Raw genomic sequence first — 12,734 nt, 5'->3', positions numbered from 1 at the left:
TAGCGCTAAGGCTAAATGAATAAAAGAGAGAATATGATGGAACAGAAAGTTGTTCGAGTTGGTGATATTGATGTTGCCAATGACAAGCCGTTTGTCCTGTTTGGCGGAATGAATGTACTTGAGTCTCGCGATCTAGCAATGCAGATCTGCGAAAAGTATGTAGAAGTGACAGACAAGCTTGGGATCCCTTACGTATTCAAAGCCTCTTTTGATAAGGCTAACCGCTCATCGGTACATTCATACCGTGGTCCAGGTATGGAGGAAGGCCTAAAAATCTTCCAAGAACTGAAAGATACTTTTGGCGTTAAGATTATCACTGATATTCATGAGCATCATCAAGCACAGCCCGTTGCTGATGTTGTTGATGTTATTCAGTTACCTGCTTTCCTTGCTCGTCAGACCGACTTGGTACAAACGATGGCGAAAACAGGTGCTGTGATCAACGTGAAAAAGCCGCAGTTCATGAGCCCGGGCCAAGTAGGTAATATTATTGATAAGTTTGCCGAATGTGGTAACGAGAATATTATTCTGTGTGAGCGTGGTGTATTACATGGTTACGACAACCTTGTAGTGGATATGCTGGGTTTTGACGTAATGAAAAAAGCGTCTAAAGGTAGTCCAATTATCTTTGATGTAACCCACGCACTGCAATGCCGTGATCCTCAAGGCGCTGCATCAGGTGGCCGTCGTGAGCAAACCGTTGATTTAGCCCGCTCAGGTCTAGCAACGGGGATTGCTGGTCTGTTTATGGAAGCGCATCCAACACCTGATCAAGCGCGTTGTGATGGTCCATCAGCGTTCCCACTGGATAAGCTAGAGCCATTCCTTACCCAGCTTAAACAGCTCGATGATCTGATTAAAGGCTTCGAGGCGATTGAGGTCAACTAATTGCTTTCCTAGCATCAACAATATGGGATGAAGAATATTCATATCGTTGATTATGAATGATATAGCGGCTAAGTAGAGAGTTCTACTTAGCCGTTTTTTTTGTTGTTTCTATTTTAAACAATTCCGCGTGTATATATAAAATATCGCCACGGGTTTAAATTTGGTTTTTAATACCATTAATAGCCAATTAATCAGTTGGGTGGAGTGTTAATTTTATTTGTATCAGCGAATGGTACTGCAAGGCGTGCCATTGTCGAGTTATATCTGTTACATATGGTTTTTGAGTGTTTTATTCTGCCAGTGCATACTTTGCCGCGAATTAATTTTGAATATATAGGATGTACTGTGGCATTATCGCAATCGGACCTCATTGAGCAGGCTGTTCCCCTTAAACATCATTGGACACCTCATGATACCCGCTGGATGTTGAGTCTGTTTGGTACGGCTGTGGGAGCCGGTATATTGTTTTTACCGATTAATCTTGGCTCGGGTGGTTTCTGGCCGTTAGTGATCATGGCATTGCTAGCTGGCCCAATGACATTTTGGGCGCACCGTGGTCTTGCTCGATTCGTTCTTTCTTCTACTCAAGCTGATGCCGATTTTACAGATGTGGTGGAAACCCATTTCGGCGTGTCGTTGGGGCGGGTTATTTCTGTTTTGTATTTCCTGTCAATCTTTCCAATCCTGTTGATCTATGGGGTGGGGCTGACAAATACAGTAGACAGCTTTCTTGTCAATCAGTTGGGTATGGCTTCTCCTTCACGGACAATATTGTCGGGAGGACTCATTTTTAGCATGTTTGCCATTATGATGGCGGGCGAAAAAGTCATGCTGAAAGCGTTTCAAATTATTGTCTACCCGTTAGCTGTTATACTAGCGGCTCTATCACTGTATCTGATCCCTAGTTGGAATATGCCTGAGGTGAACACGTCATTAGACGCGGGAGCACTGTTGGGGACATTGTGGCTTGCAATTCCTGTGACGGTTTTTGCATTCAGTCATGCGGCTGCTATCTCTAGCTTTGCTGGGGCACAACGTCGCCATTATGGTGAGAAAGCCGTTGAGAAAACAGAATATATCTTGAAGCGTACTTCAGCTATGTTGATTGGTTTTGTCCTATTTTTTGTTTTCTCTTGTGTACTGAGTTTAAGCCCTGAGCAATTGTTAGAAGCCAAAACACAAAATGTTTCAGTGCTGTCTTACTTAGCGAATATTCATGAGAGCCCATTCATTGTTGCCTTGGGGCCGTTAATTGCCTTCATTGCGATTACCTCTTCTTTCTTGGGGCACTTTTTGGGCGCTCGCGAGAGCTTGAATGGTATGTTGCAAAAGCAAAGCCGTTTCAGTGCTAGTACCATTGACAGGGTGGGTATTGTTTTTATGTTCATGAGTATTTGGGGGGCTGCGATTGCAAACCCAAGCATTCTTGGCATGATGGAAGCCTTCTCTGGCCCTGTAATTGCGATGATCTTGTTTGTTATGCCAATGTTGGCCATATTCAAAGTGCAGTCGCTAACACACTACCGCCGTCATATCAGCACGTACTTTATCTTAGTGATGGGTCTATTGGCGGTATCCGCGATAGTTTATAATTTATTGTAATTATAGGTTTTTTTGCTTTCTAGCGTAATTTGATACGTTGGAATAACGAAGAAATAAAGGCTTACCGCTAGGTAAGCCTTTTTATTATGTGCGGTTTATAGCTTAAATCGACTGATTTCTTGATGTAGCTGATGAGAAAGTTCTGAGAGTTCAGCGGCTTGTTGGGCGGCTTCGTTGGCTTCAGTTGCTAACTCATTTGAAACATCGCGGATCCCTTCAGTATTACGAGTGATCTCAGAGGTGACAGATGATTGCTCTTCAGCGGCTGACGCAATCTGGGTCGCCATGTCACTGATATTGGTTACGGCACTGTTGATTTGCGATAAGCTAGCAGACGCTGAATTGGCGTCATCAACGCTGGTTTCAGCAAGGCGGCGGCTGTCTTCCATAATGCCGACAGCACGACCGGTTGTTTGCTGCAGGGTTTCAATCATCTGTTGAATTTCTTGCGTTGACGCATGTGTGCGTTGGCTTAACACGCGTACTTCGTCAGCAACGACGGCAAAACCACGGCCTTGTTCGCCAGCACGGGCCGCTTCGATGGCCGCATTCAGTGCTAGCAGGTTAGTTTGTTCGGCAATGCCTTGAATGGTCGACAAGATGGTATTGATGCTTTGAGCGTGAGTATTCAGTTCGCTGATCACACCTGTTGCAGTATCCACCTCGGTTGCTAGGCTTGAGATTGATTGCTGGCTTTGACTAACTTGCGTCGCACCGTGCTCAGCAACGGTCACTGTATCACCTGAAGTAGCGGCAGTATTATCAGCATTTCCGGCAATTTCTTGTGTCGCCGCCGCCATTTCATTGATGGCTGTCGCCACCATATTAATTTCATCTTGCTGGTGCTGAATACGCGTACTGCGTTCTTCAGCTTGTGATGCGGTAAGGTGAGCTTGCTGGCTTAACGAATTTGAGATCTCGTTGAGCTTACACACCATGCTGTGCATATTACCGACAAAGCGGTTGAAGTTATGGGCAAGAAGACCGACTTCATCATCACTGCGCGGTTCTAGTCGCTGGGTAAGATCGCCTTCACCTGTGGCGATTTCTGCCAATGCGTCTGACACTCGGGCAAGATCGCGGAAAAGGTAGCCGACTAAGAAGGCAACTGCACTCACCACAATAAGCGTAATAATAATGGATGTGATGATCAGCTGGCGAAGTAGGGATGTATGGCTGGCTTCTTCTGTTGCACGATCCATTTCGAGGCCCAGCACCCAATCGGTATTTGGCACATTGGTGAAGTAGAAGAGTTTCTCCTTACCGTTAATCGTTGCAACTTCAATGCTGCCAGTACGTGCTGCTTGCTCAATTCCATCCATCGTTAGCTGGTTGGTAAAGCGATTGATCGGTTGAAGTAGCAGTGACTCATTAGGGTGTGCCAAGAAGGTGTTGTCTTGCTTGTTAATTAACATGGCATAGGCATTGTTACCGGCATCTAAGCTGATAACGTCACGTACGAGCTGATCAATTAATACATCGGCTCCGACGACACCTATCATGGTGCCATTTTTCGTTACGGGTTCTGCAATAGTAACCAGCAGCGCGTTAGTAATGGCGTCACGATAGGCGGTGGTCACTATTTGCTTACCAGCACGTTGAGCATCTTGATACCAAAGGCGGGTACGAGGATCATAATCTGCTCGGTTGCGTTCTGGGTGGGAGCGATACATATCACCCGCTGGCGTTCCTAAGAAGATGTCATCAAACCCACCAGCTTTACGAGCTTGTTGTAAAAAGGGAACAACGTCAGCTTCGGTGCTGTAGTCATTAAATGCGCTTGCGATATCACGGCGGATCTCAACCCATTCAGAAATACCTTCGCTTGCGGCTTCACCAAGGCTTTCTGCACGGGAATAGATACCATTACGAGTTTGTTCAAACAGCTGGTCTGCTGCCAGCCAAGTGAGCGCCGAGGCCATAATGACCACAGCGGAGAGGCTAGCTCCAATGAGTTTTTGTTTTAATGATAGTTTCATTACTTCACTTAATCCGAAAGGTTCGGGGAATGAGGGAGGGTGGCTCCTCATCAAGAGGTGGTGGATTTTATAGCGTTTTTACGCATGCTGCACGAAAAAGTGACCTATATCATAAAAAAATTAACGGCATGAATGTTAAGTGAAAAAATTGACGTATTTTCAATTTAATCGTCATATTTATGTCGCAGCAGGTGCATTGTAGCTTTGGCCCTCATCAAAATGAGACTAGCGGGTTATCAGTAAATAAATGCAACGTCTGGATGTTTAGACGTCTAGAAGTTGACATGGCTAGTGGTAATGATTAGTCTAGGCGAAATTTTAAAATAGATGTCCTGTAGTCATCATGTCAAACACAACACAACAAACTCATATTGCCCCCGCGCCATCTGCGCTGGCGTTACTTCCACTGGGAGTATTCCTTGCATTATTCATTGGGGTAGGTGCTTACCTTACGATGCAAGGTGTCGACTTCGCTTTTTATCAATTGCCTGCGCCAGTTGCTGCCTTACCTGCGGTAGTGATTGCTATTTTGCTGAGCAAAGAAAAGCTAAATAAAGCCATCGAACAGTTCTTACGTGGTGTAGGCCATAGCGATATTATTGCGATGTGTATGATCTACCTTTTAGCGGGTGCGTTTGCATCTGTTGCGAAGGCGACTGGTGGTGTTGATGCAACGGTAAACCTTGGTTTGTCGATGTTGCCTGCGAGCATGATCCTACCGGGCATTTTTGTTATTTCAGCGTTTATCGCGACTGCAATGGGAACGTCAATGGGAACCATTGCTGCGGTTGCCCCAGTTGCACTCGGCATTGCCCAAGTTGCTGGCTTTGATATCGCCCTAACCGCTGGTGTGGTGTTAAGTGGTGCGATGTTCGGTGATAACTTATCCATTATTTCTGATACGACTATTGCTTCTACCCGTTCACAGGGTTGTCAGATGAAAGACAAGTTCCGTGAAAATATTCGAATTGCTTTGCCTGCAGCATTTGCGGCTATCGCTTTGTTCTTGTTCAGTAGCACGGCAACAGAAGTACCTGCGACATCGGATGTAGAGTGGCTGAAGGTCATTCCATACCTCACGATTCTAATATTGGCTGTTTCTGGCTTGAATGTGTTTGTTGTCCTATCGGTTGGTATTGTATTAGCGGGTGGTATTGGCCTGTTCTCTGTGGCCGATTATGGCTTGTTTAATGTCGGCCAAGATATTTATGCTGGTTTTGGCAATATGCAGGAAATCTTCTTACTGTCGATGTTAATCGGTGGTATCAGTGAGCTAATGCGTCAGCAAGGTGGGCTAGCTTACCTGACACAATTGGTGAGCAAAGTTATCCGTGTCTTTAGCAAGCAACATACAGAAGGCCAAAATCTACGAGCGAGTGAGCTTGGTATTGCAGGCTTGGTTGGCATGACAAACGTCTGTACTGCAAACAACACTGTTGCGATTATTGTTTCTGGTGGCGTGGCACGTGAGCTAGCGGAAGAGAATGGTGTAACGCCGCGTCGTTCAGCGAGCCTACTTGATATCTTCTCTTGTGTGGTTCAGGGCGTATTACCTTATGGTGCGCAGGCGCTATTGCTTGGTTCGGTATTTGGTTTATCGCCACTGGAAGTGGTCAGCCACTCTTACTATTGCTTCTTCCTAGCCATTGCGGCGGTGGTTGCCGTCTTTATTAAGCACCCAGCTCGAAAAGTGGCAACGGCTTAATTTAGCGTAAATATAAGAACAATCAGTATTATCAATAGCCTCGCTCTTGCGAGGCTTTTTTATGCTTGCTAGTTAAGTGTTGAGGTTTTCAGTGCTTAGTATGGTGATCTAAGCAACAAATTAATGAGAACAATATAACGCTATTAACTAAATAATTTAGACTAGCGCAGAGAAACCGAGAAATTCGGTAAAGGGATTTAATAATATTAAGCTAAGGGGACTCCCATGAAGCAACGTTTTTTCGCCAAAACAGCATTAACAGCCGCTGTACTGACGTCACTTGTCGGTTGTGCAAATCAATCTGAAATATCACAGCCATCTTGGCAGGCAGATGAAACGTACAAGTTAACCATTCTTCATACCAACGATCATCATGGCCGTTTTTGGCAAAATCAGTACGGCGAATATGGAATGGCTGCTCGTAAAACGTTGCTAGATCAAATTCGTACTGAAGTTGCCGCGCAAGGCGGTACAACCTTGTTGCTCTCAGGTGGTGATATTAATACCGGGGTGCCAGAGTCCGATTTGCAAGATGCAGAGCCTGACTTTAAAGGTATGAACATGTTGGGTTATGACGCAATGGCACTTGGTAACCATGAATTTGATAACCCACTGGAAGTATTACGTAAGCAAGAAGAATGGGCTGAGTTCCCTATGCTTTCGGCGAATATCTATGATAAAGAGTCGGGAGAGCGTTTATTTCAGCCGTATCAGATTTTTGAACAGCAGGGCATCAAGATAGCTGTCATTGGTTTAACCACCGAGGATACGTCGAAAATTGGTAACCCAGAGTATATCGGTGGCGTTGATTTTCGCGATCCTAAAGCGGAAGCGAAAAAGCTAATTGCAGAGCTAGAAGCAACGGAAAATCCGGATGTTATTATTGCGGCTACGCACATGGGCCATTATGAAAATGGTAACCGTGGTGTGAATGCACCGGGTGATGTGGCTTTAGCGCGTTACATGGATGAAGGCGATTTGGACATGATTGTGGGTGGTCACTCACAAGAGCCTGTCTGCATGGAAGGCCCAAACATGTACAACAAGAACTTCAATCCGGGTGATGAATGTCAGCCCGATCAGCAGAATGGTACATGGATTGTTCAGGCTCATGAGTGGGGCAAGTATGTCGGCCGAGCTGATTTTGAGTTTCAAAATGGCGAACTTCAAATGGTCAGTTATGATCTGATCCCAGTTAACCTGAAGAAAAAAGTAAAGCTGGCTGATGGGTCGAAGCAGCGTGTCTTTATTCAAGATGAAATCGTAGAAAACGCTGATGTAAAAGCGTTTCTCAAACCTTACCAAGAGCGTGGACAAGATCAGTTAAACATCAAAATTGCAGAGTCGAACGGTAAACTTGAAGGCGACCGTAATGTAGTGCGTTATCAGCAGACAAACCTTGGTCGTTTGATTGCCGCTTCTCATATGCAGCGAGCACAAGCTGATTTTGCGGTAATGAACTCAGGTGGGGTACGTGATTCAATTGCGGCGGGTAACATCACTTATAAAGATGTGTTAACCGTTCAACCGTTTGGCAATATCATCACTTATACCGATATGAGCGGCAGTGAAGTGATGGACTATTTGAACGTTGTAGCGACGAAGCCAATAGATTCAGGTGCTTACGCGCAGTTCTATGGTATTTCGATGACAGTTGCAAACAATCAAGTTAGTAACGTGAGTATTGGTGGTAAGCCGTTGAACTTGAATGGTACGTATCGCTTCACTGTGCCGAGCTTCAATGCTGCCGGTGGTGATGGTTATCCAAAAATCTCTAATCATTCAGGGCATGTAAATACCGGCTTTGTGGACGCAGAGGTACTGAAAGAGTTCTTACAAGCCAATAGCCCTATTGACGTGAATGTATTCGCGCCAAAAGGTGAGATGATTTATAAATAACTCCAAGGTTATTTAAATACAGACCTGAAGCCTCAGCCATTTGCTGGGGCTTTGTTTTTTGGGCTATATTGGCAGTTCATTTTTAATGTTGGATTCAACCGCCATGACCCCTGCTATTAACTTGGCCAAGAAAAAGAAAGTGCCGCATACCATTCATCAATACCAGCATGACCCTGCCAATACAAACTTTGGCTTAGAAGCTGCGGAAGTATTAGGCCAAAACCCCAACCAGGTATTTAAAACATTATTGTTTGCACTCAATGGCGATCCGAAAAAGTTAGCGGTAGCTATTGTCCCTGTTGCTGGCATGCTTGATTTAAAAGCGGCTGCCAAAGCAGCTGGTGGCAAAAAGGCGGATATGGCAGATCCGCAAATAGCAGAAAAAACGACGGGGTACATTGTGGGAGGGATCAGCCCGCTTGGACAAAAAAAACGCTTGCCGACTTTTTTGGATGCTTCCGCACAGAGTTTTGAGACGATTTGCGTCAGCGCAGGCCGCCGTGGGCTTGAAATTGAACTGGCACCAAAAGATTTAATACAACTAACGTCTGGGCAGTTTGCTCCGATTGCTAAAATGCCGCAGTAACGACCGTTATGGCTGAAAATGTGATGAATCAAATCAATTTAAATTTAATGCGCACACTGCAAGTATTGCTTGAGGAGTGTCATGTCAGTCGGGCTGCCGAACGGTTGTTTGTTACTCAGTCTGCGGTGAGTCGTCAGCTTAATCAGTTAAGAGTACTGTTTGCTGATCCACTGCTAATCCGTGATGGTAACCGTTTGCTGCCAACGGCAAAAGCGTTGCAGTTACAATCACGTGTTGATGCGATACTTGCTGGGTGTGATGCGCTTTTCAGCAGTGATGATTTTGTGCCGAACTTATGGCAGGGGCCCATGGTTCTCGCATCATCAGACTATGTCGCACAATATATCTTGCCTGACATTGTCGAACACGTGCAGCAAAAAGCGCCAAATTTAAATTTACGTTACCAACTGTGGTCGCCAGAAAAATTATCACAGCTTCCAGACCTAGATGTGCAGCTGGTCTCAACCATGTTGCCATCAATTCCTGATGGATTATGTGGTGCATCAATCGGTGCTGATTTCCCCGTCTGTGTTATGCGGGATACACACCCATTAGCCCAGCAAAGTGACATTACGGTTGAGCAATTCGTGCAGTATGCTCATATGCGTGTATCTGCGGGGGGAGATAAAGACAGCTTTATTGATAAAGAGCTAAAAGCCTTGGGATTATCTCGTCATGTACAATTCTCTGTTCCTTTTTTTAGCTCTGCTTTTCAAACGATGTGTCGCACCGATATGTTAATGGTAACGCCTAAGCATATTGCGGTGAACATGCAGAGGTCATTGCCGATTACATTTAAGGCTTTACCTGTGCCGATGCCTGAACATCGGTATTGGCTGGTGTGGCATCCAAAATATGATGCCGACCCGGCTCATCGCTGGTTCAGAGATCAGGTCTTACTCGTGATGCGTGGATCGATGTACACGATTAACCCGCCCGAAAAACACTACCGCTATGACTTAAAGTCATAGCGGTAATGACTTCTTTTGATTTCCAAGAATGCCCTGTCATTGGTACTGTGCTGGCAATACAAGGAGATACACAATGACATTTACAATTTGGCTTTCGTTATTAATGGTTTGCATGCTGGGTGCAATGTCACCAGGCCCAAGCTTGGCAGTGGTGGCAAAACATAGCCTTTCTGGCGGGCGTCTTCATGGCATCGTGGCATCGTGGGCCCATGCGTTGGGGGTTGGTTTATATGCGTTGTTGACCTTGCTTGGATTAGCCGTTGTTCTAAAAGAATCACCAATGGTATTTTCAGTGATCACTTATGCTGGTGCTGCGTATTTAGCGTATTTAGGTGTTAATGCATTACGCTCTAAAGGTGGTGTTGCAGCTAAGCTGACTGCTGGAGAGCCTACGAGTTTATGGGTTGCTGCCCGAGATGGTGCAATGATTTCGCTGCTTAACCCGAAACTGGCTCTATTCTTTTTGGCGTTATTCAGTCAGTTTGTTGCCGTGGGTACCGATCTGACGAGTCGTGCCGCTATTGTGGCAACACCGATGATGGTCGATAGTTTATGGTACACCTTTATCGCATTTGTATTATCGAGCCCGAAAGTCTTTGATAAATTACGGACCAAAGCACAACGTATCGATCAGCTATCTGGGGTCGTGTTGATTTTGCTGGCATTACGAGTGGTTATACAGGCGTAATTCTTTCTGGTTATGTACTAAAAAGAGGAGTGAATACTCCTCTTTGTTGTTTCTAGCGTTGGCGTTTACTGTGTTTTTCACGGTTTTCCTGTTTACGCTCTGGGCTTTTCTTCAGCATGACATACAAAGCGCCACTTCCACCGTGCTGCCGTAAGGCCGAGTGGAAACACATCACATCAGATATCTGCTCCAACCACGTTGCGATATAGCTTTTCATTAATGCTGGTGGGTTCGACTTTTCCCCTTTGCCATGAATAATGATCACGGTACGAAGATCCATGCGCTGGCATTGCTTGAGAAAATGTAATACTTCATCTCGAGCCTGTTTTAGGGTTTTACGATGAAGGTCGAGTCTGGCGTGAATATCATATTTGCCTAGTCGTAGTTTTCTAAATACGCCTTCTTGTACACCATCACGCTTGAATTCAACCATATCATTAGGCTTTAGCATGGTGGCGTGATCAAGTGACAGGTATTCAGGGTCGCTATCGGACAGGGTTTGGGCAGCAAGGCGACGTGCGAGATGAGCCTCGGTCACTTGGTGCTTTGAGGCAACTTCAACTTTGTCTTGTTGTATAGGCGAGACATCAGCCATCATCTCTCTAAAGAGATCGAGTTCATCGTTATCTGACATAGTGCTAACAGGCTAGAAACTAATACTAATAACGTAGATTATATCAATTTAGTTCAGATAGGCATAAAAGAAATCCAGAGCCAACACCGACATGTTTGGCTCTGGCGCAAGCAAATTACTTTGCTAAATGGCTCTAGTGAGGAGAGGGTGCTGACAGTGTTTTATAAATAAAATAACCGCCAAAAAATAACATTAATCCCAGCGTTCCAAAGATAACAATCATTGAAGAAAGGCCTACGGCATTACCAAAAAGAAGGTCTAACCAAAAATCCATATTATTGCCTCTGGGTACGTGAGAATGGCTATAAGATAACCAATGGCGTGCAATTGTTATGATGATCTGGATCAATGGTTAAGTATATGTACCATCATTGTTCTGAATGATGTGCTTACGATCACTTTTGTACGTGTATTGATGCAACAATAGGCAATCAAATCTGGAAATAGAAAAAAAAACGCTTTCTGCTTGCGTAATTTAATTTGCTGGGTATTATAAGCGACCTCAGCAGCATTGCTGTTGACAAGTAAAGAGTTTAAAAGAGCTTTTTACACTTAGTCGGTGAATAGCGCAGCTTGGTAGCGCATCTGGTTTGGGACCAGAGGGTCGGGGGTTCGAATCCCTCTTCACCGACCACTATTAAATCTGTTGGGTTTCGACCGGGCAGAATCATCTGATAAGATGTAAAACATATAAGTCGGTGAATAGCGCAATTTGGTAGAGCATCCTGATTTTAGGAATAGCGGACCAGAGGGCGACCCTTGAGCAGGGCATCGCAAGGCTCACTTAGTCGGTGAATAGCGCAGCTTGGTAGCGCATCTGGTTTGGGACCAGAGGGTCGGGGGTTCGAATCCCTCTTCACCGACCACTATTAAATCTGTTGGGTTTCGACCGGGCAGAGTCATCTGATAAGATGTAAAACATATATGTCGGTGAATAGCGCAATTTGGTAGAGCATCCTGATTTTAGGAATAGCGGACCAGAGGGCGACCCTTGAGCAGGGCATCGCAAAGCTCACTTAGTCGGTGAATAGCGCAGCTTGGTAGCGCATCTGGTTTGGGACCAGAGGGTCGGGGGTTCGAATCCCTCTTCACCGACCACTCTTTAATCTGTTGGGTTTCGGTCGAGCAGAGTCATCTGATAAGATGTAAAACATATAAGTCGGTGAATAGCGCAGCTTGGTAGGGCATCCTGATTTTAGGAATAGCGGACCAGAGGGCGACCCTTGAGCAGGGCATCGCAAAGCTCACTTAGTCGGTGAATAGCGCAGCTTGGTAGCGCATCTGGTTTGGGACCAGAGGGTCGGGGGTTCGAATCCCTCTTCACCGACCACTTTTCGAAAGCCTCGTCTTATGACGAGGCTTTTTTCGTTTTGGGTGTTTGGTTAAATCATTGAATAGTGCAGTTTGGTAGCGCATCGCAGCTCTTGGTATAAGCGGACCAGAGGGTCGGGGGTTCCCTGTTTACTAGGTTTGGCCTCTTCACCGACCACTTTTCGAAAGCCTCAACTGCGCGTCCCGGTCTTATGACGCAGGCTTTTTTCGTTTTGGGTGTTTGGTTAAATCATTGAATAGTGCAGTTTGGTAGCGCATCGCAGCTCTTGGTATAAGCGGACCAGAGGGTCGGGGGTTCCCTGTTTCCTAGGTTTGGCCTCTTCACCGACCACTTTTCGAAAGCCTCAACTGCGCGTCCCGGTCTTATGACGCAGGCTTTTTTCGTTTTGGGTGTTTAGTGAAGTCATTGAATAGCGCACTTGGTAGTGCATCGCAGCTCTTGGTATAAGC

Annotated in this window: 10 protein-coding genes and 4 tRNA genes; 11 read left to right on the top strand and 3 right to left on the bottom strand. The window is 45.5% G+C overall.

Translation table 11 applies throughout. The annotated features are described in order from the left end of the window. Positions 1 to 33 precede the first annotated feature (33 nt). Together kdsA and L4D78_RS20780 are read left to right on the top strand one after the other, a co-directional pair. The gene (kdsA, locus tag L4D78_RS20785) at positions 34 to 888 is read left to right on the top strand and encodes a 3-deoxy-8-phosphooctulonate synthase (RefSeq protein WP_428468701.1); all 855 of its coding nucleotides are present in this window, start codon (positions 34 to 36) and stop codon (positions 886 to 888) included. Between the two features lie 423 nt (positions 889 to 1,311). Beyond that, entirely contained in the window at positions 1,312 to 2,490 is a 1,179-nt protein-coding gene (locus L4D78_RS20780; protein WP_428468751.1) for an aromatic amino acid transport family protein, read from the top strand. A gap of 95 nt (positions 2,491 to 2,585) precedes the next feature. On the opposite strand, the gene L4D78_RS20775 is transcribed toward L4D78_RS20780, so the two are convergent. Continuing rightward, complete coding sequence (locus tag L4D78_RS20775) at positions 2,586 to 4,469, bottom strand: methyl-accepting chemotaxis protein (RefSeq protein WP_428468700.1); 1,884 nt, start codon at positions 4,467 to 4,469, stop codon at positions 2,586 to 2,588. Positions 4,470 to 4,812: 343 nt separating this feature from the next. Between L4D78_RS20775 and L4D78_RS20770 the strand changes: the two genes are divergently transcribed. From L4D78_RS20770 to L4D78_RS20750, 5 genes are all read left to right on the top strand, one after another. Continuing rightward, positions 4,813 to 6,174 (top strand): Na+/H+ antiporter NhaC family protein, encoded by a 1,362-nt coding sequence (locus tag L4D78_RS20770; protein WP_428468699.1) that lies wholly within the window; start codon positions 4,813 to 4,815, stop codon positions 6,172 to 6,174. Positions 6,175 to 6,399: 225 nt separating this feature from the next. Continuing rightward, complete coding sequence (gene ushA / locus L4D78_RS20765) at positions 6,400 to 8,073, top strand: bifunctional UDP-sugar hydrolase/5'-nucleotidase UshA (RefSeq protein ID WP_428468698.1); 1,674 nt, start codon at positions 6,400 to 6,402, stop codon at positions 8,071 to 8,073. A 103-nt stretch (positions 8,074 to 8,176) separates the two neighbouring features. After that, on the top strand, positions 8,177 to 8,659 hold the full coding sequence (gene ybaK / locus L4D78_RS20760) for a Cys-tRNA(Pro) deacylase (protein WP_428468750.1): 483 nt from the start codon (positions 8,177 to 8,179) through the stop codon (positions 8,657 to 8,659). Between the two features lie 23 nt (positions 8,660 to 8,682). Beyond that, on the top strand, positions 8,683 to 9,630 hold the full coding sequence (locus L4D78_RS20755; protein WP_428468697.1) for a LysR family transcriptional regulator: 948 nt from the start codon (positions 8,683 to 8,685) through the stop codon (positions 9,628 to 9,630). A gap of 73 nt (positions 9,631 to 9,703) precedes the next feature. Then, on the top strand, positions 9,704 to 10,318 hold the full coding sequence (locus tag L4D78_RS20750) for a LysE family translocator (protein ID WP_428460597.1): 615 nt from the start codon (positions 9,704 to 9,706) through the stop codon (positions 10,316 to 10,318). Positions 10,319 to 10,370: 52 nt separating this feature from the next. Here the strand turns inward: L4D78_RS20750 and smrA are convergent, their stop codons facing one another. Beyond that, the gene (smrA, locus tag L4D78_RS20745; RefSeq protein WP_428468696.1) at positions 10,371 to 10,952 is read right to left on the bottom strand and encodes a DNA endonuclease SmrA; all 582 of its coding nucleotides are present in this window, start codon (positions 10,950 to 10,952) and stop codon (positions 10,371 to 10,373) included. Positions 10,953 to 11,085: 133 nt separating this feature from the next. Further along, complete coding sequence (locus tag L4D78_RS20740) at positions 11,086 to 11,226, bottom strand: DUF3149 domain-containing protein (protein ID WP_428468695.1); 141 nt, start codon at positions 11,224 to 11,226, stop codon at positions 11,086 to 11,088. Positions 11,227 to 11,509: 283 nt separating this feature from the next. Here L4D78_RS20740 and L4D78_RS20735 point away from each other — a divergent pair. From L4D78_RS20735 to L4D78_RS20720, 4 genes are all read left to right on the top strand, one after another. Next, positions 11,510 to 11,586: transfer RNA gene (locus tag L4D78_RS20735), tRNA-Pro, on the top strand. Between the two features lie 155 nt (positions 11,587 to 11,741). Then, positions 11,742 to 11,818 (top strand) — tRNA-Pro (locus tag L4D78_RS20730). Between the two features lie 155 nt (positions 11,819 to 11,973). After that, positions 11,974 to 12,050, top strand: a tRNA-Pro gene (locus L4D78_RS20725). 155 nt (positions 12,051 to 12,205) lie between these two features. Then, positions 12,206 to 12,282 (top strand) — tRNA-Pro (locus L4D78_RS20720). Positions 12,283 to 12,734 lie beyond the last annotated feature (452 nt).

The sequence above is a fragment of the Photobacterium minamisatsumaniensis genome (assembly GCF_050336695.1).
Lineage (GTDB): Bacteria > Pseudomonadota > Gammaproteobacteria > Enterobacterales > Vibrionaceae > Photobacterium > Photobacterium minamisatsumaniensis.
Note: the sequence above shows the minus strand (reverse complement) of the source record. Positions and strands in the feature narration are given on the sequence as shown.

What these genes read in the sequence shown, in the direction of transcription:
- ybaK (WP_428468750.1), top strand. Translation starts at nt 8,177, where the DNA reads ATGACCCCTGCTATTAACTTGGCCAAGAAAAAGAAAGTGCCGCATACC.
- L4D78_RS20780 (WP_428468751.1), top strand. Translation starts at nt 1,312, where the DNA reads ATGTTGAGTCTGTTTGGTACGGCTGTGGGAGCCGGTATATTGTTTTTA.
- L4D78_RS20775 (WP_428468700.1), bottom strand. Translation starts at nt 4,469, where the DNA reads ATGAAACTATCATTAAAACAAAAACTCATTGGAGCTAGCCTCTCCGCT.
- smrA (WP_428468696.1), bottom strand. Translation starts at nt 10,952, where the DNA reads ATGTCAGATAACGATGAACTCGATCTCTTTAGAGAGATGATGGCTGAT.
- kdsA (WP_428468701.1), top strand. Translation starts at nt 34, where the DNA reads ATGATGGAACAGAAAGTTGTTCGAGTTGGTGATATTGATGTTGCCAAT.
- L4D78_RS20750 (WP_428460597.1), top strand. Translation starts at nt 9,704, where the DNA reads ATGACATTTACAATTTGGCTTTCGTTATTAATGGTTTGCATGCTGGGT.
- L4D78_RS20740 (WP_428468695.1), bottom strand. Translation starts at nt 11,226, where the DNA reads ATGGATTTTTGGTTAGACCTTCTTTTTGGTAATGCCGTAGGCCTTTCT.
- ushA (WP_428468698.1), top strand. Translation starts at nt 6,400, where the DNA reads ATGAAGCAACGTTTTTTCGCCAAAACAGCATTAACAGCCGCTGTACTG.
- L4D78_RS20755 (WP_428468697.1), top strand. Translation starts at nt 8,683, where the DNA reads ATGAATCAAATCAATTTAAATTTAATGCGCACACTGCAAGTATTGCTT.
- L4D78_RS20770 (WP_428468699.1), top strand. Translation starts at nt 4,813, where the DNA reads ATGTCAAACACAACACAACAAACTCATATTGCCCCCGCGCCATCTGCG.